Source organism: Serratia proteamaculans (assembly GCF_949794035.1).
Classification (GTDB): Bacteria; Pseudomonadota; Gammaproteobacteria; order Enterobacterales; family Enterobacteriaceae; genus Serratia; species Serratia proteamaculans.
The window spans coordinates 2,468,885-2,492,162 of the sequence record NZ_OX461105.1 but is presented as its reverse complement, the minus strand read 5'-3'; the positions used below and the strand labels follow the sequence as shown (position 1 = coordinate 2,492,162).

The 23,278-nt window shown below is 58.2% G+C and carries 22 protein-coding genes; 12 read left to right on the top strand and 10 right to left on the bottom strand.

Annotated elements, in window-relative coordinates; all coding sequences use genetic code 11:
* Positions 1–18: 18 nt before the first annotated feature.
* From xdhC to guaD, 4 genes are read right to left on the bottom strand one after another with little or no spacing between them, the layout of a single operon-like run.
* On the bottom strand, positions 19–786 hold the full coding sequence (gene xdhC / locus QOT07_RS11740) for a xanthine dehydrogenase accessory protein XdhC (RefSeq protein ID WP_283603166.1): 768 nt from the start codon (positions 784–786) through the stop codon (positions 19–21).
* Positions 770–3,172, bottom strand: a complete 2,403-nt coding sequence (gene xdhB, locus QOT07_RS11735) for a xanthine dehydrogenase molybdopterin binding subunit (RefSeq protein WP_283603165.1) — start codon at positions 3,170–3,172, stop codon at positions 770–772. The genes xdhC and xdhB overlap by 17 nt, the downstream gene beginning before the upstream one ends.
* Positions 3,165–4,595, bottom strand: a complete 1,431-nt coding sequence (gene xdhA, locus QOT07_RS11730; protein WP_283603164.1) for a xanthine dehydrogenase small subunit — start codon at positions 4,593–4,595, stop codon at positions 3,165–3,167. Before xdhA ends, xdhB begins: the two co-directional genes overlap by 8 nt.
* Positions 4,592–5,923 (bottom strand): guanine deaminase, encoded by a 1,332-nt coding sequence (gene guaD, locus QOT07_RS11725; protein WP_283603163.1) that lies wholly within the window; start codon positions 5,921–5,923, stop codon positions 4,592–4,594. Before guaD ends, xdhA begins: the two co-directional genes overlap by 4 nt.
* Between guaD and QOT07_RS11720 the strand changes: the two genes are divergently transcribed.
* The gene (locus QOT07_RS11720; protein ID WP_157765413.1) at positions 5,907–6,119 is read left to right on the top strand and encodes a hypothetical protein; all 213 of its coding nucleotides are present in this window, start codon (positions 5,907–5,909) and stop codon (positions 6,117–6,119) included. The two genes, guaD and QOT07_RS11720, sit on opposite strands and share 17 nt — an antisense overlap.
* Positions 6,120–6,236: 117 nt before the next feature.
* Here the strand turns inward: QOT07_RS11720 and QOT07_RS11715 are convergent, their stop codons facing one another.
* The gene (locus QOT07_RS11715; RefSeq protein ID WP_261417128.1) at positions 6,237–7,409 is read right to left on the bottom strand and encodes an ROK family transcriptional regulator; all 1,173 of its coding nucleotides are present in this window, start codon (positions 7,407–7,409) and stop codon (positions 6,237–6,239) included.
* Positions 7,410–7,509: 100 nt separating this feature from the next.
* On the opposite strand from QOT07_RS11715, the gene QOT07_RS11710 reads away from it, so the two are divergent.
* From QOT07_RS11710 to ydfG, 8 genes are all read left to right on the top strand, one after another.
* Positions 7,510–8,760 (top strand): extracellular solute-binding protein, encoded by a 1,251-nt coding sequence (locus tag QOT07_RS11710; RefSeq protein ID WP_283603160.1) that lies wholly within the window; start codon positions 7,510–7,512, stop codon positions 8,758–8,760.
* Between the two features lie 9 nt (positions 8,761–8,769).
* The gene (locus QOT07_RS11705; RefSeq protein ID WP_283603159.1) at positions 8,770–9,678 is read left to right on the top strand and encodes a carbohydrate ABC transporter permease; all 909 of its coding nucleotides are present in this window, start codon (positions 8,770–8,772) and stop codon (positions 9,676–9,678) included.
* Positions 9,668–10,507, top strand: coding sequence for a carbohydrate ABC transporter permease (locus QOT07_RS11700; protein ID WP_085116666.1), 840 nt, complete (start codon positions 9,668–9,670; stop codon positions 10,505–10,507). The genes QOT07_RS11705 and QOT07_RS11700 overlap by 11 nt, the downstream gene beginning before the upstream one ends.
* Positions 10,508–10,526: 19 nt before the next feature.
* Complete coding sequence (locus QOT07_RS11695) at positions 10,527–11,480, top strand: carbohydrate kinase family protein (RefSeq protein WP_283603157.1); 954 nt, start codon at positions 10,527–10,529, stop codon at positions 11,478–11,480.
* Complete coding sequence (locus QOT07_RS11690; protein ID WP_207977016.1) at positions 11,480–12,559, top strand: ABC transporter ATP-binding protein; 1,080 nt, start codon at positions 11,480–11,482, stop codon at positions 12,557–12,559. The genes QOT07_RS11695 and QOT07_RS11690 overlap by 1 nt, the downstream gene beginning before the upstream one ends.
* Positions 12,560–12,736: 177 nt before the next feature.
* Positions 12,737–14,179, top strand: coding sequence for an MFS transporter (locus QOT07_RS11685; RefSeq protein WP_283603156.1), 1,443 nt, complete (start codon positions 12,737–12,739; stop codon positions 14,177–14,179).
* 97 nt (positions 14,180–14,276) lie between these two features.
* Positions 14,277–14,798 carry a GNAT family N-acetyltransferase gene (locus QOT07_RS11680; protein WP_283603155.1) on the top strand — a complete coding sequence of 174 codons (522 nt, stop codon included), beginning with the start codon at positions 14,277–14,279 and terminating at the stop codon, positions 14,796–14,798.
* Positions 14,799–14,983: 185 nt separating this feature from the next.
* Positions 14,984–15,733 (top strand): bifunctional NADP-dependent 3-hydroxy acid dehydrogenase/3-hydroxypropionate dehydrogenase YdfG, encoded by a 750-nt coding sequence (ydfG, locus tag QOT07_RS11675; protein WP_099061888.1) that lies wholly within the window; start codon positions 14,984–14,986, stop codon positions 15,731–15,733.
* 34 nt (positions 15,734–15,767) lie between these two features.
* Here the strand turns inward: ydfG and QOT07_RS11670 are convergent, their stop codons facing one another.
* Positions 15,768–16,094, bottom strand: a complete 327-nt coding sequence (locus QOT07_RS11670; protein ID WP_099061887.1) for a YnfA family protein — start codon at positions 16,092–16,094, stop codon at positions 15,768–15,770.
* A 148-nt stretch (positions 16,095–16,242) separates the two neighbouring features.
* Here QOT07_RS11670 and QOT07_RS11665 point away from each other — a divergent pair, with 148 nt between their 5' ends.
* Positions 16,243–16,611, top strand: coding sequence for a DUF1283 family protein (locus QOT07_RS11665; protein ID WP_099061886.1), 369 nt, complete (start codon positions 16,243–16,245; stop codon positions 16,609–16,611).
* 89 nt (positions 16,612–16,700) lie between these two features.
* Positions 16,701–17,000, top strand: coding sequence for a DUF1161 domain-containing protein (locus QOT07_RS11660; RefSeq protein WP_283603153.1), 300 nt, complete (start codon positions 16,701–16,703; stop codon positions 16,998–17,000).
* Between the two features lie 36 nt (positions 17,001–17,036).
* Here the strand turns inward: QOT07_RS11660 and QOT07_RS11655 are convergent, their stop codons facing one another.
* Complete coding sequence (locus QOT07_RS11655) at positions 17,037–18,524, bottom strand: MDR family MFS transporter (RefSeq protein ID WP_283603152.1); 1,488 nt, start codon at positions 18,522–18,524, stop codon at positions 17,037–17,039.
* Positions 18,525–18,799: 275 nt separating this feature from the next.
* On the opposite strand from QOT07_RS11655, the gene clcB reads away from it, so the two are divergent.
* A complete protein-coding gene (clcB, locus tag QOT07_RS11650) occupies positions 18,800–20,080 on the top strand; it encodes a voltage-gated ClC-type chloride channel ClcB (protein ID WP_099061883.1) in 1,281 nt (426 codons plus the stop codon).
* On the opposite strand, the gene bioD is transcribed toward clcB, so the two are convergent.
* The 3 genes from bioD to QOT07_RS11635 all read right to left on the bottom strand — a co-directional run bounded on the left by bioD (position 20,077) and on the right by QOT07_RS11635 (position 23,167).
* Positions 20,077–20,748, bottom strand: a complete 672-nt coding sequence (gene bioD, locus QOT07_RS11645; RefSeq protein ID WP_099061882.1) for a dethiobiotin synthase — start codon at positions 20,746–20,748, stop codon at positions 20,077–20,079. The genes clcB and bioD overlap by 4 nt on opposite strands.
* A 151-nt stretch (positions 20,749–20,899) precedes the next feature.
* A complete protein-coding gene (gene mlc, locus QOT07_RS11640; RefSeq protein WP_099061881.1) occupies positions 20,900–22,117 on the bottom strand; it encodes a sugar metabolism global transcriptional regulator Mlc in 1,218 nt (405 codons plus the stop codon).
* Positions 22,118–22,276: 159 nt separating this feature from the next.
* A complete protein-coding gene (locus tag QOT07_RS11635) occupies positions 22,277–23,167 on the bottom strand; it encodes a LysR family transcriptional regulator (protein ID WP_129934770.1) in 891 nt (296 codons plus the stop codon).
* Positions 23,168–23,278: the final 111 nt, after the last annotated feature.

Here is a 23,278-nt window from a genome sequence, read left to right as displayed (position 1 = left end):
ATCCCGTCCATCATAACGTTATTCCCGCCCGTAGCAGGCAATGATCTCCCCGGCGACGGCTACCGCGATCTCGGCCGGCAGTTTGCCTTTAACGTCCGGTAACCCCAGCGGGCAGCGCATGCCGGCAATCGCCGCTTCGCTGATGCCGCGCTGGCCGAGCTTATAGTCGAAGCGTTTACGCTTGGTCAGCGAGCCGATCAGACCAAAATATCCGGCATCGCCACGGCGTAGAATACGCTCCGCCAGCGCCAGATCCAGCGCGTGGTCGTGGGTCATGACGATGAAATAGCTGCCAGGCGGCATGGCGTCGACGATCTCCAGCGGTTCTTCGCAGACGTCTTGTTGCACCCCGGCCGGGATAACCGCCGGGAACTCCGCAGCGCGGCCATCAACCCAGCGTATCCGGCATGGCAACGTGGCGAGGATATGCACCAGCGCCCGCCCCACATGCCCGGCGCCAAACAGGGCGATTTGCGGGCGCGGCGGGATCAGGGGTTCGAACAGCACACTGGTGGTACCGCCACAGCACTGCCCCAGCCGTGCCGCCAACGGGAAACGTTCCAGCCGCAGCGTGACCGCCTGTTGTTCCAGCATCTCACGGGCAATCGCCAGCGCCTGAAACTCCAGATGCCCACCGCCAATGGTATTCACCGCCCGTTCGGCGGTCACCAGCATTTTGGTACCACGATTGCGCGGCGTGGAACCCAGCTCATCGACCAGCGTCACCAGTACGCAGGGCTCTCCGCGCCGTCGCAAGTCGGCCAGAACCTCAATCCACTCGTCCATCGCCGTTCTCCCCAGTCAATTCAGTGACAATGTCACTGGCTAACATCTGCTGCACGCCCCACAGCACCCGCTCCGGTGTCGCCGGGGCATCAATATTGGGTTGCAGACGGTAGTTTGCCAGGCTGGCCACCGCATCCTTGATCGCACACCAGACCGAGATGCCCAACATAAACGGCGGCTCACCCACCGCTTTGGAACGAAATACCGTGTCCTCGGGGTTTTTGCGGTTCTCCAGCAGCGTGACGCGCAGATCCGCCGGGACGTCGCCAATCGCCGGAATTTTGTAGCTGGCCGGGCCATGAGTCAGCAACTTGCCCTGTTGATCCCACACCAGCTCTTCGCTGGTCAGCCAGCCCATGCCCTGCACAAAACCGCCCTCCACCTGACCGATGTCGATGGCCGGATTCAGCGAGTCACCCACGTCATGCAGAATGTCGGCGCGTAGCAGTTTGTATTCGCCGGTCAGGGTGTCGATCAACACCTCAGCGCAGGCCGCGCCGTAAGCGAAGTAATAGAACGGGTGGCCGCTGGCCTTGTCACGGTCATAAAAGATCTTCGGCGTGCGGTAGTAACCGGTGCTGGCGAGGGAAATTTGATTGAAATAGGCCTGCTCAACCACCTGTTCAAAGCTGAAGTAACGCTCACCGACCCTGACCTGCCCATTACTGAAAACGATCTGCCCGGCGCTCACCTGATGCTGCTTAACCAGCATGTCGATCAGCCGTTGCTTAATGATCAGAGCGGCATTTTCCGCCGCCTTGCCGTTCAGGTCGGTGCCGGACGACGCCGCCGTCGGCGAGGTGTTCGGCACCTTGCCGGTATCGGTGGCGGTGATCTGGATGCGCTCGATTTCCACCTGGAACACTTCGGCGACAATCTGCGCCACCTTGGTGTTCAACCCCTGGCCCATCTCGGTGCCGCCGTGGTTGAGCTGAATACTGCCGTCGGTGTAAATCAGTACCAGCGCTCCCGCCTGGTTGAGGAAACCGGCGGTAAAGGAAATGCCGAACTTGACCGGCGTCAGCGCCAGCCCTTTCTTCAGGATCGGGTTTTGCGCGTTGAACTGCACAATGGCCTGACGCCGCGCCTGATAATCCGCACTGTGCTCCAGTTCGGCGGTGATTTCCTGCAGCAGGTTCTGTTCCACCGGCTGATGGTAATGGGTGACGTTACGCTGATCTTTACCGTAATAATTGGTTTTGCGCACCGCCAGCGGATCGAGCGCCAAATAGCGCGCGATATGGTCCATGATCTGCTCAATCGCCATCATGCCCTGCGGTCCGCCAAAGCCACGATACGCGGTGTTAGAGGCAATATGGGTTTTACAGCGGTGGCCGGTTATCAAGACATCTTGCAGGAAATAGGCATTATCGGCGTGGAACATGGCGCGATCGACAATCGAACCGGAAAGATCGAGCGAGTAACCGCAGTTACCGGCCAGACTGATTTTGACCCCGTTCAGCAGCCCGTCGTCGTCAAAGCCGATATCGTACTGAATATAAAACGGGTGGCGCTTACCGGTAATCAGCATGTCGTCACGGCGGTTAAGGCGCATTTTGACCGGGCGTCCGGTGAGATGTGCCACCACGGCACACAGGCACGCCGGGCCGGCAGCCTGAGTTTCTTTGCCGCCAAAGCCTCCGCCCATGCGCCGCGTGTCAATGGTGACCTTGTGCATCGGCAGATTGAGCACCGAGGCCACCAGCTTCTGAATTTCAGTGGGGTTTTGGGTCGATGAGTACACCAGCATGCCGCCGTCTTCGGCCGGCATTACCGAGGCAATCTGGGTTTCCAGATAAAAATGCTCCTGGCCACCGACGTGCAGCTCCCCCTGAATGCGATGCAAAGCCTGCGCCAGCGCCCCCTCGGCGTCACCACGCTGATGATGATGCGCTTCCTGCACCACGAAACCTTCCCGCAGCGATTGAGTGACGTCCAACTGTGCCGGCAGATCTTGATAACTCACTTTAATGGCCTGCGCGGCACGCCAGGCGATTTCCGGATCCTCCGCCGCCACCACCGCAATCACCTGCCCGGCGTATTCCACCTCATCCTTCGCCAGCAGCGGATCGCCATGAGTTAACGGGGCAATATCCAGTTCGCCCGGGACGTCCTGCCAGGTGATCACTCGCACCACGCCGGGAAAATCGTAACAGGCCGACAGATCCAGCTTTTCGATGCGCGCATGCGCCCGATCGCTCAGCCTGGCCGCCAGATGCAACTGATTGGGAAACTCCAGCCGGTCGTCAATGTATTGCGCTTCACCGCTGACGTGCTTGTCGGCGCTTTCGTGTTTACGGCTACGGCCAACACCGCTGGTTAGCGCTTGTCGGAAACGTTCGGCCAACTGCTGCTGGGTATATTCGGTGCGTTTGCTATTACTCATGAGCCGTCACCTCGATCGCCAGTTGCGGTGCGGTCAGCGCAATGAAATAGCGGCGCAGCAGGTTTTGCGCCACCAGCAGACGATAAGCGCTACTGGCACGAAAATCGCTCAGCGGCGTAAAGTCTTGCGCCAGCGCCTGAACCGCAAGTTCAACCGTCGCCCGCCGCCACGGCTGCCCCACCAATTGCTGTTCGCACAGCCTGGCGCGTTTCGGCGTCGCGGCCATGCCACCAAACGCCAGCCGGGCATCACGAATAATCCCCTGTTCAAGGGTCAGGTTAAAGGCCCCGCATACTGCAGAAATATCATCCTCCAGCCGCTTGGACACTTTCCAGGCGCGGAAATCTGCAGGCGCGGTGGCCGGCAGCACGATGCTTTCAATAAACTCCCCCGGCTGCAACGCGGTCTGCCGATAGTCGATGAAAAAGTCATTCAGCGGCAGCTCACGCTGCGTAGCGCCACGGCGCAAGATCAGCCGTGCATCCAACGCCAGCAGCAGCGGCGCACCGTCACCAATCGGTGAGGCGTTGGCGATATTGCCCCCCAGCGTGCCCTGATTGCGGATTTGCTGCGAAGCAAAACGCGCCAGCAGTTCGCCAAAGGCCGGGTGGTAATCGGCCAATAGCGGGTAAAGGTCGCTCAACGCGGCGCCGGCACCCAGGATCAGACGGTCGTCCTGTCGACTCACCTGCTTTAACGCCGCTATCTGGCCAATGGCGATCATCAAGGGTAAATCCTGATGACGCTGGGTGACTTCCAGCGCCAGATCGGTACCCCCGGCCAACAGCTTGGCCTGCGGATGCTGTTGATACAGCGTCGCCAGCTCCTCCAGGGTTTGCGGCTGCAAACAGCGCTTACCTGCCGCCGCTAACGGCGTGGCCGCAGGGATAGCCTGCAGGCGTTGCAGCGTTTGCTGTTGGTGGTGATCGAAGCTGTCTGGCGTTTTGTTATCGCACGCCTGCTGCGCCGCCGCCAAAATAGGCCGATAGTCCGTGCAACGGCACAGATTACCGGCCAGTGCTTGCTGCGCCTGTTCACGTTGATAGGCCGCGCCGTTCTTTTGCAGGCAGAACATCGACATCACGAATCCTGGGGTGCAAAAACCGCACTGTGAGCCGTGGCAGTCGACCATCGCCTGCTGCACGCTGTGCAATTTCCCCTGCTGCTTCAGGTCCTCTACGGTGATCAACTGCTTGCCGTGCAGCGCACTGACAAACGTCAGACAGGCGTTAACGCTGCGGTAGCGCAATTGTTCACCGTCCGGCTCCGCCAGCACCACGGTGCAAGCACCACAGTCACCGGAAGCGCAGCCTTCTTTGGTGCCGCAGCGGCCGAGATCGCGGCGCAGGTAGTTCAGCACCGTGGTATTAGGGTCGATCGCGCGCTCATTTTTCAGCGTTTGATTAAGCAGAAACTGGATCATGCGGCCTCCTGCTGGGTAGCCGGTCGATACACCACTTTGCCGTCGACGTAGGTTCGGTAAACGTTGCGGTCGTCGCCCAGCGTCATCAATACAAACAGCTGTTCTGTCAGTGCATGGCTGTTTTCATGGCGCAGCTTTTGCAACGGCGACACCGCCGGATCCAGCACCACGAAGTCCGCCTCTTTGCCGACCTCAAAGTTGCCGATTTTGTCATCCAGCGACAGCGCACGTGCCCCACCCAGCGTCGCGTGGTAGAAGGCCTCACAGGCCGAGAGCTGGTAGCGTTGCAACTGACCGACCTTGTAAGCCTCACCCAGGGTTTGCAGCATATTGAAGGTGGTACCGGCGCCCACGTCGGTACCGATGCCCAGTTTGACCTGCTTCTGCCAGGCTTTTTGCAGGTTGAACAACCCGCTGCCGAGGAACAGGTTGGAAGTCGGGCAAAAAGCGATCGCCGAGCGGGTCTGGCACAGGCAGTCCCACTCTTGCTCTTCCAGATGCAGGCAGTGAGCGAACACGCTTCTCTCACCGGTCAGCCCATACTGATGATAAACATCCAGGTAACTGCGACTGTCCGGGAACAGTTCCTTCACCCAGGCGATTTCTTCCTGGTTCTCGCTCAGGTGGGTGTGCAGATAGGCATCCGGAAACTCTTCACGCAGCCGCTGTACCTGAGCCAACAACGCCGGGGTGCTGGTCGGCGCAAAACGCGGCGTAATGGCATAGCTCAGCCGTTGCTTTCCGTGCCAGCGTTCGATCAGTTTGCGTGTCTGGCGGTAGCTCTGCTCCGGGGTTTCCAGCAGTTCGTCCGGCGCATGGCGGTCCATCATCACCTTACCGGCGATCAGGCGCATATTCAGCGCCGCGGCCTGACTGAACAGCGCTTCAACCGACTGCGGGTGTACGGTGCCAAACACCAGCGCCGTGGTGGTGCCGTTGCTTAACAGCTGTTGCAGAAAGAAAGCCGACATCTTGTCGGAGTGCTGCTCGCAGCAGAACTGGCTTTCCGTCGGAAAGGTGTAATGCTTCAGCCACGCCAGCAGCCGATCGCCATAGGCGCCGATCATTTCGGTTTGCGGATAATGAATATGGCTGTCGATAAAGCCCGGCACGATCAGTTTGTCCTGATAATGAGTGACCTCAAACCCCGGCGGTAACAACGCCTCACCCTGCTGCCAGGGGCCAAACCAGACAATGGTGCCTTCATTGAGCAGCAGTAATCCGTCCGGAATATGTCGCAGATGTTGCTCTAACTGCTGCGGCTGATCCACGCAGGCAGCAATATCAAAAAAATTGCCACGGATCGCCGTGGTGAATGACATGCTCATTTTGCTTTCCTTCTCTACCGACCAGCGCACAGCACCCGGCGGAGTGAATTCAGCCGGGGGAACTATGGCGGTCTTTTTATCGATCGCAGGTGTTGATTTAAGGATAGCAAGCGGCGTGCCAGTTGGTTTTTTAATGCTTGTTTTCGTTAAAAAACAACCAGATAAAAATCACTCGCACAATAATCTGAATCAATAAAAATAAGCGGAAAATAAGCAAACGGTTGCCTTTAAATAGCAACCGTTTGCTTGTGTTGGGTTAATTATGAGCCTGCACCAATAACGGGCAACAATAGAAATCGGGGGATGAAAGTGATTACTTCAATAACACTTCATAACGCGGGTTGAACTCATCAAACAGTGGTAACGCTGCCGCACCTAATGCGGCGGTATCCGCACCGGTGGTGCCCAGTCGCACCCGCAGGCCGTCGAGGTATTTGCTGCGCACCGAGCGGTGCAACGGCGCTAATCGTTTGATCAGCTGCTCTACCAGGCTTTCTGGCATCAAGCCGCCAATAATCACCGCTTCAGCGTCAAACATGCATTCGATAATGTTGATGGCCTGGCGTAACGCCGGTACCGCCGAATCCAGCCAGGCGTCAATCTTCGGCTGCGGTAATGCCAGCAAGTCCTGCGGCATGGCGTGCATCGGATCCAGCCCGCAGCTTTCGTAAGCCGCCTGCAGTGAGACATAACGTTCCAGGCAGCCCTGATTGCCGCAGTAGCAGGCCCGCCCACCCGGTTGCACAATCATGTGGCCGATTTCACCAGCATTGTGCGCATGGCCGGTATAAATTCGGCCGTCGGTGAAAATCCCCGCCCCCAGACCGGTGCCAAGGTACAAATAAATAAATGAATTAAGCTGCCTGGCGACACCGTGCAGACGTTCGCCGATAGCCGCGACGGTGGCATCGTTCTCCAGCGTTACCGGCAGGCCACTCTGCGCGTTAAGTTCGGCCACCACATCGATATTTTCCCAGCCGTTGAGGGTGGTCGGCCCCACGGATGAAATCCCCTCCACGCCGAACGGCCCCGGCATCACCACGCCAATGCCCAGCATTTTTCTCCAGCTCAGATCCGGCTGCTGGCGCATTTCTTGCAGTACATCACAAATCAGTTTCAAGGTGGCAGCAGGTTGCGGCTTTTGCACCATAATCAGCCGGTGGAAACGAACGCTGCCTGACAAATCAACCACGATAAGCAGTAGTGACTGATGATCCAGATGGATGCCGATGGAATACGCACTGTCAGGATTCAGGGTCAACGGCGTGGCCGGTTGACCTCGCCCGCCGGCACGACGCGGCAGGTGCGAGGAGAGAATGCCGGCCTGTTCCAGTTCTGTTGCGATGTTTGAAACGGTTTGCGGCGTCAGTGAGGTCAGCCGGGCAATTTCGGCACGGGTCAGTTCACCGTGCAGACGGATAGCCTCTATCACTACGCGCCGGTTGTGTGCACGAGCATGTTCAAGGTTAGTGCCGGAAGTCGTCATAACTGCCTATGCAGAAAGGGAAATCGTCTTTGCAGTATGGTGCCCTCCAATAAAGCAATCAAATTGATTTAAGAATCTTTTTAACACCGGAGAACGCACAATGAAAAGCCACACCCTCGCCGCTACGGCAGCTTGTACCCTGTCTGCCCTGGCGTTTAGCCTGTCATCCGCCTATGCCGCCCCGACGCAAATCAACGCGTTGTTTATGACCCAGGCGGCCTACAGCGAAAACGATATCCGTGCCATGACCGCGGATTTTAGCAAACAGCACCCGGATATCACCGTTAACCTGGAATTTGTCCCTTACGAAGCGCTGCACGATAAAATCGTCGCGGCGCGCGGCGCTGGCAGCAACGGCTACGATGTGGTGCTGTTCGACGCCATCTGGCCGGCAGAATTCACCAAATTCGGCCTGCTACAAGATGTCACCTCGCGCATCAGCACCGACGACAGCAGCAAGATCTTTGCCGGTGCCATGACCACCGTCACCTACAAGGACAAGCGCTGGGGCATGCCGTGGATCCTCGACACCAAATACCTGTATTACAACAAAGCCATGCTGGCCAAGGCCGGGATAACCGCCCCGCCGCAAACCTGGCAGGAACTGGCGCAGCAGGCTGAAATTCTCAAGCAGAAAAACGTGGTCAAATATCCGCTGGTGTGGAGCTGGTCACAGGCCGAGGCGCTGGTTTGCGACTACACCACGCTGGTATCCGCCTATAAGGGCCAGTTTATCCAACAGGGCAAAATCACCTTCTCCAGCCCGGGTTCTCTGCAGGCCGTCGACTATATGAAAGCCTCGCTGGATAAGGGGCTGACCAACCCGAACTCCCGCGAGTATCTGGAAGAGGACGTGCGTAAGGTATTCTCCAACGGCGATGCGGCCTTCGCGCTCAACTGGACCTACATGTACAACATGGCCAACGATCCGAAGCAGAGTAAAGTGGCCGGTGACGTCGGTATCGTCCCGGCTCCGGGATCGGTAGCGGGCCAGGTTTCTGCGGTGAACGGCTCCATGGGGCTGGGTATCGCCAAGGCCAGCGCCCACCCCGATCAGGCCTGGCAGTACATCAGCTACATGACCTCGCAGCCGGTGCAGGACAAATACGCCAAGCTGAGCCTGCCGATCTGGAAGTCGTCCTACGACGACCCGGCGGTGCAGAAAGGTCAGGAACCGCTGATCGCCGCCGCCAAGCAGTCGCTGAACGTGATGCTGTCGCGCCCTGAAACCGCCGATTACTCCCGGTTGTCCAACGGCTTGCAGCAGGACTTGCAGCAGATCCTGCAGGGCAAGGTCACGCCACAGGCCGGGCTGGATGCCGCGACCCAAAGCGCTGCACGGTTGCGTTAAGCGATGATCATGCTCACTTTACCTCAACGTGAGCGGCGTCAGGCATGGGTGCTGCTGGCACCCATGCTGCTGATGATGCTGCTGTTAACCGCCTGGCCGCTGGGCCGAACCCTGTGGCTGAGCTTTACCGACGCAGCACTGGTGGGTAACGACATAACGCCGGCCTGGGTTGGCGCGGATAACTTTATCTATGCCCTGACCGACCCGGATTTTCAGGCCGCGCTGTGGCGCACGCTGTATTTCACCCTGGTTTCGGTGGCGTTCGAAGGGGTGATCGGCGTACTGGTGGCGCTGCTGCTTAACCAGAAATTCCACGGCCGTAATGTGCTACGGGTGCTGGTGATTTTGCCCTGGGCGCTTCCCACCATCGTCAATGCCACGATGTGGCGGCTGAATTTCAACCCGGATTACGGCAGCATCAACGCGCTGTTGACCCAGCTCGGGGTGATTGACCACTACCGCAGTTGGCTGGGTGACCCGGCCTCGGCGCTTAACGCAGTCATGCTGGCGGACATCTGGAAGAACTACCCGCTGATCACCCTGCTGACGCTGGCGGCGTTGCAATCGATCCCGGACGACCTGTATGAAGCCGCCCGACTGGACGGTGCTTCCGCCTGGCGGCGCTTCCGTGCCATCACCCTGCCCGCCATTCTGGCTCCGCTGGCGGTGGCGTTGGTGCTGCGCACCATTGACGCCTTCAAGGTGTTCGACATCATTTACGTCATGACACGCGGCGGGCCGATGGACAGCACCAAGACCCTCAGCTTCTTCGTTTATCAGGAGTCGTTCAGCTATTTGCGGGCCGGCAGCGGCGCGGCCTATGCGGTGTTGATGACCCTGCTGTGCGGCCTGTTGATCGCACTGTACATGATGATGCTGTTCCGCCAGCGCAGAAGGAGCCTCGCCGATGAAGCGTAAAATCCGCCTGATATTGCGCTACGGCGCTGCGCTGCTGCTGGCCGTGTCGATCCTCGCGCCGATGTTGTGGTTGTTTCTGATGAGCGTCAGTTCCTCGGCCGATCTCACCCGGGTGCCGCTGGAATGGTTGCCGCGCCACTGGGACTTTTCGCGCTACGGCAGCCTGCTGTCTTTGCAGCCCGGCCAGCCGGGTGCCTTGTTCCTGCACGCGCTGTTCAACAGCCTGCTGGTGGCCTGCGGCGCTACGCTGATTTCGTTGTTGCTGGCGATCCCGGCGGCGTTCAGCTTCTCGCGCTATCCCGGCCGCGACGGTTGGCTGTTTGCCAGCCTGGCGATTTACATGGTGCCACCGGTGGCCTTCGTGCTGCCGCTGTATTTTATCCTGCAGCAGTTGGCGTTGCTGAACACCCATATCGGCCTGGTGCTGGTCTACTGCTCGCTGATCCTGCCGTTCCTCACCTGGATGCTGAAAAACCAGTTCGACGCCCTGCCGATCGATATTGAACAGGCGGCGCGGCTGGATGGGTTACGTCAGTGGCAGGTGCTGTTACGTATTACGCTGCCGTTGGCCAAGCCGGCGCTGGGGGCCTCGGCGCTGTTTGGCTGGCTGCTGGCCTGGGACGAATTTTTCTACGCGCTGCTGTTCACCAGCAATATTCAGGCGCAGACGCTGCCGGTGACCATCGCCGGTTTCACCGCCGGGCGCGCCACCGATGACGGGCTGATCGCCGCCGTCGGCATTCTGGCTGCCATTCCGCCGCTTTTCATTGCCATCTGGCTGCAAAAAACGCTGGTTAGCGGTTTAACCAGCGGCGGCAGCAAGGGCTAATTTATTCAGGGAAATTAACATGATGAGTACCAACACCCGGCCCACGCTGTACGTGGTGGGCAATATCAACGTCGACGTGATCATGAGCACCCTGCAACAGTGGCCGCAAAAAGGCACCGAGGCAATGCTGGATCACAGCGAACTGCGCCCCGGCGGCTCGGCCGGCAACTGCGCGCTGGCGCTGGCGGCGCTGGAAACCCCCTATCGGCTGGTGGCCAATCAGGGCAATGACTACTTCAGCCCCTGGCTGGCGCAGCTGTTCCCGGAGAGCTCGCTGTACTGGCCGACCTACAGTTGCGAAACCTCGCTGACCTTCGGCGTGACCCATCCCGACAACGAGCGCACCTTTTTCAGCAACCAGGGCCATATTACCCGCCTGAGCCAGGACGACGTACTGCATCAGATCCCACTGTTCGCCGGTAATGGCGACACTATTTTGCTGTGCGGCACCTTCCTGTGCACCGCCTTGTTGGCAGAATATCCGGCGTTGCTGCAAACCCTACGTCAGCGCGGCTACCGCATTGCGGTCGATACCGGCTGGCCGCCACAGGGCTGGAGCGATGCGCTGCGCGGGCAGATCGCCGACTGGCTGCCATTCTGCGACCTGCTGTTGTTGAATGAAGTGGAGACCTGCGGCATGGCGGGCCATCAGGATCTGTATACCGCCGCCCGTACCCTGAACCGGCAACAGCCGGCCGATGCGGCCTGCGTAGTGAAATGCGGCCCGGACGGCGCACGCTTGTGGTGTGGCGAACGGCAGTTGCAGGCGGCAGCACATCCGATCAAGGTGGTCGATACCATTGGTGCGGGCGACAGTTTTAACGCCGGTTTTCTGACGGCCTGCCTGCACGGCCATTCGGCCGCAGTGGCGCTGCGCTGGGGCATTCGTGCCGCCAGCCACGCCATCAGCAGTTCGCCACGCCAATATCTGGACTGGAATACCCTGAAAACCTGCGCCGGAGAAATGGTCTGATGGCTAGTGTCGAACTGGTAAAAGTGGCCAAATACTACGGCAAACAGCGGGTGCTGAACCCGTTGGATTTAACTATCCCCGACGGCAGTTTTACCGTGCTGGTCGGCCCGTCCGGCTGCGGCAAGTCCACGCTGCTGCGCTTGCTGGCCGGGCTGGATACGCTGACCGAAGGTGCGATACTGCTGGATAAACAAAAGATCAACGATCTGGATCCGGCCGATCGCGATATTGCCATGGTGTTCCAGAGCTACGCGCTCTACCCGCACCTGACGGTGGCGGAAAATATGGCGTTTCATATGCAGGTGATGAAGGTTGCCAAAAGCGAGCAGCAAAGCAAAGTACTGCAGGCCGCGCGTATTCTGGCGATCGACCATCTTTTACAACGCTATCCGAAAGAGCTGTCCGGCGGCCAGCGCCAGCGGGTGGCGATGGGCCGCGCCATGGTGCGCAACCCGAAAGTCTTTTTATTCGATGAGCCGCTGTCCAACCTTGACGCCCAACTGCGGATGGAGCTGCGCGCCGAGATCAAATCGCTGCATCAACAGTTCAAGACCACCACGGTGTACGTCACCCACGACCAGATTGAAGCGATGACGCTGGCCGACCAAATCGTGGTGATGAAAGACGGCAATATCGTACAACAGGGCAAGCCGCTGGAGATCTACGATGCGCCCGCCAACACCTTTGTGGCGCGTTTTATCGGTTCACCGCCAATGAATCTGTTGGAGGGTATCGTCACGCCGCGCGACGATCGGCCCGGCGTGACCTGCGGTGAACTGTGGTTGCCGCTGCCCGCCAAATGGCGATTGGCGACGCCCGGCAGCCCGGTGATCCTCGGGCTACGGCCGCACGATTTCCATTTGGTCGACGTCAGTGAACAACCGGCCGCCACTTTGCGCCTGATGGAGATCACCGGCGATGTCAGCCTGCTGCACCTGACCTGGGGCGGTTACCCCCTGCATGTGCAACTCAGCGGACGGGTTAATGCCGAGAGCGGTCAGCCGCTGTGGCTGGCGCCTAACACGGAGGCCATCCACCTGTTCGATGCCGCAACGGGGCAACGACTGAGTGAGAATTGAAGCCGGTAAACACCCCAGCGGGCGCCATCAGTGCGCCCGCTAATAATCACTCCCTTAACCTCTTTTTAACCTCTGTGTGATGCGCTATGCTCCAAAACTCTGCCAGCGTTAACATTTTTGAAACGGGGTTTCTGTCATGCCTGCATTCTGTTTGTGCTCCGCCCGGTGCGCTCTGTCATGAGCTTGCTTTCACGCGCCAGCGCGCTACCGCTGCTGGTGGCGGGCGCCTTCTTTATGGAAAACCTCGACGGTACGGTGATTGTTACCGCCATGCCGCAGATGGCGGCGGCCTTCGGCGTGCGGCCGGTGGACATGAACATTGGCATCTCGGCCTACATTCTGACGCTGACGGTGTTTATTCCCGCCAGCGGCTGGATCGCCAACCGCTTCGGCGCCCGCAATATCTTCGCCGCGGCGGTGCTGATTTTTACCCTGGCATCGGTGCTGTGCGCCGCCAGCGTTAACCTGCCCACCTTCACCGCCGCCCGTATTTTGCAAGGCTTCGGTGGCGCACTGATGGTGCCGGTCGGCCGCCTGGTGGTGCTGCGTAACACCGCCAAGCCGGATCTGATCAAAGCCATCGCCACCATTACCTGGCCGGGGCTGGTGGCACCGATCCTCGGCCCGCCGGTCGGCGGTTTTATTACTACCTATGCCTCGTGGCACTGGATTTTTATTCTCAATGTGCCTTTGGGTATCGCCGCACTGTGGCTGGCCTGGCGGCTGATCCCGCAGGAAGCACCACAAAAAGGCGTGCCCTTTGACGCCCTCGGCTTCGTGCTGACCGGCATCGCCTGCTTCGGTCTGATGTTCGGCCTGGACTTGATCAATCATCCGCAACTGTCCTGGTTGGTGCCGGCGCTGTGCATTGCCGGCAGCCTGGCGTTAGGCACGCTGGCGGTTCGGCATGCCAAACGTACCGCCCACCCACTGATCAATCTGTGGGCGATGCGGATAAAAAGTTACGCCGTCACTATTTGGGGTGGCACGCTGTTTCGTATCGCCATTGGTGCCGTGCCCTTCCTGCTGCCATTGCTGTTTCAGATCGGGTTTGGTCTGAACGCTTTTGACGCCGGGCTGCTGGTGCTGGCGGTATTCGCCGGTAATCTGGTGATGAAGCCGTTTACCTCGGCGGTGCTTTACCGTTTTCGCTTTCGAACCACGCTGGTAGTGAACGGCTTGTTGAACGCCATTACCATTTTCGCCTGTGCACTGTTGACGCCACAGACCCCGATCTGGCTGATTCTGGCGCTGCTGTTCGTCAGCGGGCTGACGCGCTCCATGCAGTTTACCGCGCTCAATACGCTGGCCTTTTCCGAGGTGCCGCAGCCGCAGATGAACGGTGCCAACACCCTGTTCAATGTGTCGCAGCAAATGGGCAGCGGGCTGGGGATCGCCATTGGTGCGCTGGCGCTGCGGTTGGCGGAGATGCTGATGCCGCAATCGGGCGAACGCATCCCCTTGGTCGATTTCCAGTGGGCGTTTGTGGTCATCGGCGTGATTGCCCTGCTGGCGGTGATCGACTGCTTTACCCTGGACACCAACGCCGGCAGCGAGGTACGCCAAAGGAAACCCGCCGCAGCCCCGGCAGCGCACTCACCTCAACGATTGCAGAAATAAGTCGCATCTGCCGCCAATCAACGTAATATCGATGATCCGCCCCGTTTCACCGGTGCGGATTTTTTGCCGTTTTGGCCTGAAAAGCGAGGTAATAATAATGATTCACAGTGACCTTTCTCAGTGCCGCGTTAACACCGACCGGTTGTTGATTGCCCCATTTACCGCAGCAGACGCCGACGATGTCTACCAGGCGATCACCCCTACCTTGACGCGCTATATGACCTTTGAGCCCGAGGAGTCGCCGGAGGCATTTGCTAACGTTTGGCAAACCTGGCTGCCGCTGATCCGCGAAGGCGAGGAAATGATTTACATCGCCCGGATGCGCGATACCAAACAGTTTGTCGGCATGGGTGGCGTGCACGATTTGTATAACACCACGCCAGAACTGGGCATCTGGGTGAAAGAAAACCTGCACGGCAAAGGCTATGGCCGTGAAATTGTTCACGCCATGGCGGTGTGGGCCAGTGAACGCTACCATCCGCGGCACTTTATCTACCCGGTAGCCGAACAGAACACCCCAAGCCGACATATCGCCGAATCTCTGGGCGGCAAAGTAGCCGGCCGCCGCGAAAACACCAAATACGACTGTGTGGTGTATCACATCCCTCCGCAGCTATAAACATTCCCGCGGGCCTGCCTGTCTGGCCCGCCTTGGCTTTCCCCCTAAATAATTGACCGAAAACCGCCCGTCTGGCAGCAGCGATGGCGGTTTTTCAACGTGGATGCCGATAACCACTGCCACTTGAAGTAGGTTTATGCTAATGCTAATAGCATCCAGGTTAAAAACAGTTGAGGAACAGCAACATGATCATTTTTGTTACGGGCGCCACATCCGGTTTTGGTGAGGCCATTACACGACGCTTTATCCGCGAAGGTCATCAGGTGATTGCCTCCGGCCGTCGTATGGAACGCCTGGAAGAATTGAAAGACGAATTGGGCGAGGCACTGCATATTGTCCGTCTCGACGTGCGTAATCGCGCGGCCATTCAACAGGTGATTGATGAACTGCCGACGGCACTGCGCCACATTGACGTACTGGTGAACAACGCCGGGCTGGCACTGGGCATGGAACCCGCCCACAAAGCCAACGCCGAAGACTGGGAAACCATGATCGACACCAACGCCAAAGGCCTGGTGAACATGACTCGCGCCCTGCTGCCGGACATGGTCGAACGCAACATTGGCCATGTGATCAACATCGGTTCGGTCGCGGCCAACTGGCCGTATGCCGGCGGCAACGTCTATGGTGCGACCAAGGCCTTCGTCAAGCAGTTCAGCCTGGGCCTGCGTGCCGATCTGCACGGCACTCGCATCCGGGTTACCGACATTGAGCCGGGTCTGGTGGGCGGTACTGAGTTTTCTAACGTGCGCTTCAAGGGCGACGACGGCAAGGTGGATAAGGTCTACGACGGTGCTAACGCACTGACGCCAGAAGATATCGCCGAATCGGTGTTCTGGGTCGCGACCCTGCCGGGCCACGTCAACATTAACTCGCTGGAAATCATGCCGGTCAGCCAGTCCTTTGCCGGGCTGAACATCCACCGCGAGTCTTGATCCTGTGCGGCAGGGGTTGCCCCTGCCGTCGTTTTCAGGCCGCGCGCCAGCCGGAAACGATAATCAGCATGCCGGTTAACGCCACACCCGCCCCCAGCCAGTCCAGTGCCGATAACTTAACCCCGTCCACGACTCGCAGCCACAATAACGCCGTCGCCACATAGACCCCGCCATAGGCCGCATAAACTCGCCCGCTGGCTGCCGGATGCAGTGTTAACAGCCAGACAAACAGCATTAGGCTGAACGCCGCAGGCAGTAATAGCCAGGCGCTGGCGCTTTTCTTCAGCCACAGGTAGGGTAAGAAACAGCCGATGATTTCGGCCAGTGCGGTGGCGAAAAATAGCAGAGTGGTCTTTAACATGGGGGAAACTTTCTCTCTGTAAACTAAACGAGGCAGTGCTTGACTGGTGCAGTCCAAGGCCGTGATGGTATATTTATCAACACGCCTGCGGGCAAGTCAAAGCCAGTGTTGCCGTTATCAGGCAACACTAACTCATAAGGATGAAACGATGAAAACACTTTCGACTCAACGACTGCTGCGCGGGATGCTGCCGGTCGCCATGCTGATGCTGATGGGTGCCTGGCAGGCTCCGGCACTGGCCGCCAGCTGCACACAGGGCAGCACCTGCGTGACCGTCGATGGCAGCAACAGCGGCGCCATGAGTACCGAAGCGGCCCGCCAGAGCAAACAGCAGTTCAACGATACCAAATCCCTGCGTAATAAGGTTAATACCCGCGTAGAGAAAGAGTTCGACAAGGTAGACAAGGCCATTGACAGCGAAGATCGTTGCGACGACAGCCTGAACGTGAACGCTTACTGGGAGCCAAACACCCGCAAATGTCTGGATCGCCAGACCGGTCGTCAGATTAATCCTTAATCTTGTCGCAGCCCGCGGTGGCCGTTACCCTGCGCCGCCGTTGCTGCTATCCTGACAAAGGATGCTCATTTTCAAATAAGGACGAATTGATGAAAAAAGCGCTTATCTTGGGTGCACTGCTGGTGGCCGCTGCGCCACTGGCCGCCCTGGCCTCGTGCGAAAGCGTGCAGGCAGACATTTCGCAGAAAATTGTCAAAAACGGCGTGCCGGAATCTGGCTTCAAGCTGGATATCGTGCCTAACGATCAGGCCCAACAGGCCGGTGGGCTGGTGGTTGGCCACTGCGAAAACGACACGCAGAAGATTGTTTATACTCGCCTTGCCAACGGCGATGACAATGGTGACGCGGCACAGACCGGCACCAGCCAGGATACGAAAACCTCGCAATAATTGTTGTTCAGGGCGCTCTGTGCGCCCTTTCCTTTTTTACGCCTGCTCCGCCTCTTCACCCTCACCCTGTGGTCGATGCCGCGCGGGGATCAGCATTGCTGCCGCCAACGCCAGCAATGACAACAGTGCAGAAACCAAAAATACCCAATGCAAAGAAGCGGCAACCTGCTGCGTCATCTCGGTCAGGATTTCTGGTGCCATTGCGCTACGCGCTGCCGGTTCCATCAGTTGCTGTACCGGATCGGCCGTTTGCGGCAAGCGAATTTGCAGATTGATGTTCAATGTCGCGCCCAAAATGGCGGTACCGATGGCCGAACCCATCATGCGGGTAAATACCGTACAGGCGGTGGCAATGCCACGGATGCTGTGGTGAGCGGCATTCTGCACCGAAACCAGAAACGTGGTGTTGCACAGCCCCATACCGGCACCGACCATAAAGGCGGCTACCCGTCCCCACAATAAACCGCCGGTCGGCTGCAGCAGTAACAGAATCAGGCCACCGGCCAACAGTAGCAATGCCCCCAGCAGCGCCGTGGTGCGGTAAGAGGTCATCAGCATCAACCGACCGCTGAAGGTGCTGGCCAACGGCCAACCAATCGACATCAGCGCCAGTGTGGTACCGGCCTCTAGCGGCGTTCCGCCCATCACGCCCTGAATAAAGGTCGGCAGGAAGGCACTGATGCCCATCATCGCCGCACCAATCACCAGCCCACCAATATTGCCAGCCACAATCACCCGACTTTGCCACAGCGCCAGCGGGAACAGCGGCTCCGGTGCACGCCGTTCCTGGCGGACCAGCAACATCAGCGAGACGGCCGCCAACGCCAATAGCGGCACTACCCACCAACCGAGATTTTCTGCCTGCAGCAGCGACAACAGCAGCGCGGTAACAAACAGCGTCAGCCAGGCGGTACCCGCCAGATCCAGCGCGTGTTTACGCACTTGTCGGCTGGAGGGAAGATAACGCGCGAGGAAAAACATCGCCAGCAGCCCGATCGGCAAATTGACCCAGAACACCAGTGCCCAGGGCAAATGCTGAACGATAAACGCCCCCAGCAATGGCCCGATAATCGCCGACACGCCCCAGACGCTGGAAATATAGCCCATTACCTTAGGGCGCTCAGTAGGACTATAGATATCACCAATAATGGTGGTGGCTGTCGGCATAATCGCTCCGGCACCCAGCCCCTGCAGCAGCCGAAAACCAATCAGCCAGTACATATTGGGGGAGAAACCGCACAGTATCGATCCCAGCAAAAACAGCGACGCGCCAAAGAAAAATACCCGTTTGCGGCCCAGCAGATCCGCCAACCGGCCATAGATTGGAATGGTGATGGCCTGCGCCAACAGATAAACCGCGAACACCCAACCGAGCAGGGAAAAGCCGCCGAGATCGCCAATGATGGTTGGCATCGCCGTGGCGACAATGGTCGCCTCGATGGCGGACATAAACATCGCCAGCATGCAGGCAATCAGGATTAAGGGACGATGGGCGATCAGAGCAGGTGTGTCGTTATTTGTCATTGCGTTATTACAAACCATGGATTCTTATTTGCTTTAAATTATACCAGCCGAATTGAAGGTTGCCGTTACCGGTGTCTGGTTCCCTGTTTTGACTGGCGATAAACGCACCATTTGAACAGAAGGTGACAGCGTAACAAATAAACCACTCCATGGCTCGCCACGACGGACAAACCACGAGCCGGTCGGCGAATCTGGAAAGATTCTCTGGCCTTCGGTTGGGGTGACAAGCACAATGTTCAGCGACCCTTTCATTTTTCTCAAGATTTTACTGACGCATGAAACGATTGGTCCACCTGCACCATTATCGCGCCCTGCTGCGCCGCCTGTTTATCGCCATCTTTCTTGGTATTGCCGCTGCGTTGGTGGTTTGGCTGTTTCACCGTGCGATGCTCGGGCTGGAATGGTTACTGCTCGACCACGAAGATGGCAGCCTGGTGGCTGCAGCCGCGGCAATGCCGGGCTGGCGCAGAGCGTTAACCCCGGCGTTAGGCGGATTGGCGGCGGGTTTGCTGCTGTGGGTTTATCAGCGTTATCAGCACCAGCGGCAGGTTGCCCCAACCGACTACATGGAAGCGATAGAAACCGGTGATGGGCGACTGGACGTCAGCGCCAGCCTGGTGAAATGTCTGGCCTCGCTGCTGGTGGTCTCCAGCGGCAGCGCTATCGGACGCGAAGGGGCGATGATCCTGCTGGCAGCCTTAGTGGGGTCAGTCTTTGCCCAGCGCTTCACCCATGAGAAAGAGTGGAAGCTGTGGGTGGCCTGCGGTGCCGCTGCCGGTATGGCCAGCGCCTACCATGCACCGCTGGCGGGTAGCCTGTTTATCGCTGAAATTCTGTTTGGCACCCTGATGCTGGCCTCACTCGGCCCAGTGGTGATTGCTGCCGTCAGCGCCCTGCTGGTGACCAATTTACTTAACGGTGGTCAGGCGCCGCTGTATCTGGTGGAACCCCTGCCCGCGCCCTGGCCGGTGCAATATCTGCTGATGGCGCTACTCGGCGTTTTAGCCGGCGTCTGTGGGCCGTTGTTCCTGTGGGCCATGTCCTCTTCCGGTCGCGCATTCCGCTCGCTACGGCTAAAACCGCCGCTGCAATTGGCGTTGGGTGGGCTGATTGTCGGGCTGCTTTCGCTGCTGTTTCCTGAGGTGTGGGGCAATGGCTACAGCGTGGTGCAGTCGCTGCTCAGTGCGCCCCCCGGCGTATTGCTGGTTGGCGCGATTCTGATCTGCAAGTTGCTGGCAGTACTCGCCAGTAGCGGTTCCGGGGCGCCCGGCGGTGTGTTCACGCCAACGCTGTTTGTCGGGGCGGCACTGGGTTCGGTGGTTGGGCAACTCTGTGCCATCTGGCCGGAGCTGGGCAGTGCGGTACCGATTCTGATGGCGTTAACCGGCATGGCTACGCTGTTGGCGGCCACCACCCACGCGCCCATTATGGCTGCGCTGATGGTGTTCGAAATGACCGGTGAATATACCCTGCTGCCAGGCATTCTGCTGGCCTGTGTGATCGCCACCACCGTATCGCGCGGCTTGCGTTCGGTGTCGGTCTATCACAATGCCTAACGGTTTAGCAGCGGAGAAATATCCAGATAACGCGCCAGTTCACGCTGTTCGGCGCGTGGCAAATAAGGGATTTCACCCAGCAGTGGCGCGGGAATACGCTGCTGCAACGCATCGATAGTTTCAGCGTAGTGCGCCAGCCCCGGATTGATGCGGTTAGCGACCCAGCCTAGCAAAGGTAAGCCATCATTAATGATCGCCTGCGCAGTTAACAGGGCGTGGCTGACACAACCCAGTTTGATCCCCACCACCAAAACCACCGGCAGTTGCTCCTGAATCACCCATTCGGCGTAAGGCCGCATATCGTTCATCAGCACGCGCCAGCCGCCGCTCCCCTCAACCACCACGGTATCGACCTTGGCGGACAAATGCTGCAGCCCACTGCTCATCACACCGTAGTCGATATCGTCGGTGGGTTGCGCGTGAAACACTTCTTCCAGACAGGTGATGGGATTAATTTCCTGATACGACAGCGGCAGGGTTGAGGATGCCTGTAAAACCAAAGCGTCTTTATTGCGAAGGCCTTCGCTGGTTTCCTGACAGCGTGCTGCAACAGGCTTGTAGCCGGCCACAGAACGGCCCTGCGCGGCCAGCGCCTGTAATAAAGCGCGGGAAACCACGGTTTTACCGACATCGGTATCCGTACCTGTAACAAATAAACGCGATAACATGAATGAATTGCCCCGAGATGCACCGTTAACCAAAATATCGCCGAAAATACGGCGAAAGAGACGAACGGGAAAAGTCTAGAGGATGCAAGGAGGACGGGGCTTGAGGTAGCTCAACCTTTTGTCGTTAAACGATAAGAATTGCTGATTGGTGCTAGCCCTGCAGCAACTGTACCAGCAGAGAGCCGTTGTATAACGCTTCTTTCACCAGTGCCGCGCCGGGCATGGTGCCTTTATTGAAGAACTGCGTGGACTCCACCTGGACCTTCTCGCTGTAGGCAGGTAGTGACTGCTGGCTAATACAGGAGGCAATGGCCGGATGCAGAATTTCTGCCGCCCGGTTCAGCGGGGAACCGACCAGGATTTTTTCCGGATTGAACAGATTGACCATTATCGCCAGGATACGGCCTACGCTGTGGCCCACTCCCAGAATAATGTCTTTAGCCAGTTGGTCGCCCGCCAGCGCCGCATCACACAGTGACTCAACCGTCAGTGGCGCACCGTGCAGACTGGAACTCATTGAGGTGCCGAGACGTTGCTGGGCGATTTCCAGAATATTTTCGATACTGGCGACGGTTTCCAGACAGCCGTGATTGCCGCAGTAACAGCGTTTACCGTAAGGATCAACCTGCGTATGACCAATCTCAACCACGCTGTGGCTACCAGCGTGCAACACCCTGCCACCGGTGATCACCCCGGCGCCGACGTTGTGGTCGATCACCACCTGGATCACGTTCTGGCTGCCGCGTGAAGCACCGTATAACGCTTCGGCCATGGTCCAGGCGCTGATGTCGTGTTGTAAATAAACCGGCAGCCCGGTGCGCGTTTCCAGCGCAGGCCCTAATGGCATGTCTTCTACATCGTAAAACGGCATGCGGTGTACTACGCCGGAAATCGCGTCGACCATGCCCGGCAGCGTAATGGCGATCGCCGTTAACCGTTCCAGCTTGCTTTGATGACGGATAAAGAACTGGTCGACTTCAGCGAGAATGCGTTTTAACAGCGGATCGGGATGTTCGGCGGCCAGTGGCAACAACTCTTCCACCACCAGTTTGCTGCTGATATCGCGCAGCGCCAGCGTAATGGTGCCACGGCTGATGCGGGCGGAAAGGTAGTGCCAGGCTTCGGTGTCCAGTACCAGCCCAACCGCCGGACGACCGCGACTGCCGACTTCCTGAAATTCGGTTTCTTTAACCAGATGGGCTTCCAGCAGTTCGCGTACGATTTTGGTGATACTGGCGGGGGCGAGCTGAGCGCGTTTTGACAGTTCGATGCGCGAAATTGGGCCCAGTTGATCGATTAACCGATAAACTGCCCCTGCATTTGTTTGCTTGATTTGATCGATATGCCCAGGCTGCCCAACAGCAATCACAAACCTGCTCCTACTATTTTTCGCGCTTCTAAATAAAGACTATCGGCTATGGTGGGGCTTTTGTAATACAGCGTCAACTATTTGATTCGTTATGTGATTTGCTGCACAAATTCACCCCACTTTCACTGCGGATTGTGTTTTATTTACCCAGTTCAGCGTTCAGGGCAACAGTAATGCCATCAAGGATTTGGCCGCGGCGGTCAGGGGCCGTTGACGATGATGAACCAGCCAAACTTCAGTCATCGCCTCTGGTTCCGCCAGCGGTAAATATTGCACACCGTCGATTTTAACCCGGGCAAAAGACGCCGGCAGAATCGAGATACCCAGCCCGGAAGACACCAGGCCAATGATGGTCATCGCCTCGCCCACCTCCTGGGTGATATAGGGAGTGATCCCTGCTTTGGCCAGCAGCGACAAGATCTCGTCATGCAGCGCGGTGCCCACCTCGCGTGAGAAAAACACAAAGGGTTCTTCCGCCAGATGTTGGAAACGCAGCGTGCCCGGCGCCACATGGGTTAGCGGGTGTCCTTCCGGTACCACCGCCACCAACGGCTCGCACAGTAACAGTTGATGCTTTAAGGCGTCCGGCAAGCGGGTATTACGCATCACCCCCAGATCCAGACTGCCATTGAGTAAGGGTTCGATCTGCTGCTTGGTGTTCACTTCGCGCATTTTGATATGCACCTGTGGGTGCTGTTGGCGAAAAGCACGCAAACTGCGCGACACCACGCTGATAAAGGGAGCCGAAGAGGTGAAGCCTATGGTCAACTCACCCACCTCACCACGTTCCAGCCGCGCCGCTTTCTCCGCCGCGCGGCCGACCTGATCGAGCACCTGATAGGCCTCTTTCAGGAACATTTCCCCCGCCTGCGTCAGGCTGACATTGCGGTTGTTACGCGCCAGCAGGCGTGCGCCGACCATTTCCTCCAGCGCCTGGATCTGCTGACTGAGCGGCGGCTGGGAAATCCGCAGGCGTTCCGCGGCGCGGCCAAAATGCAGCTCTTCTGCCACGGCAATGAAATAACGCAGATGCCTCAATTCGATATTCATACTTTAAACGTCTTAATTTGAATTATTAATATATTAGACAAAAAACTGCCCTCTCCCTATGATTTTGTTAACCAAAGATGTGCTTGTTTAAATCACGCCAAGTTCGGTAAG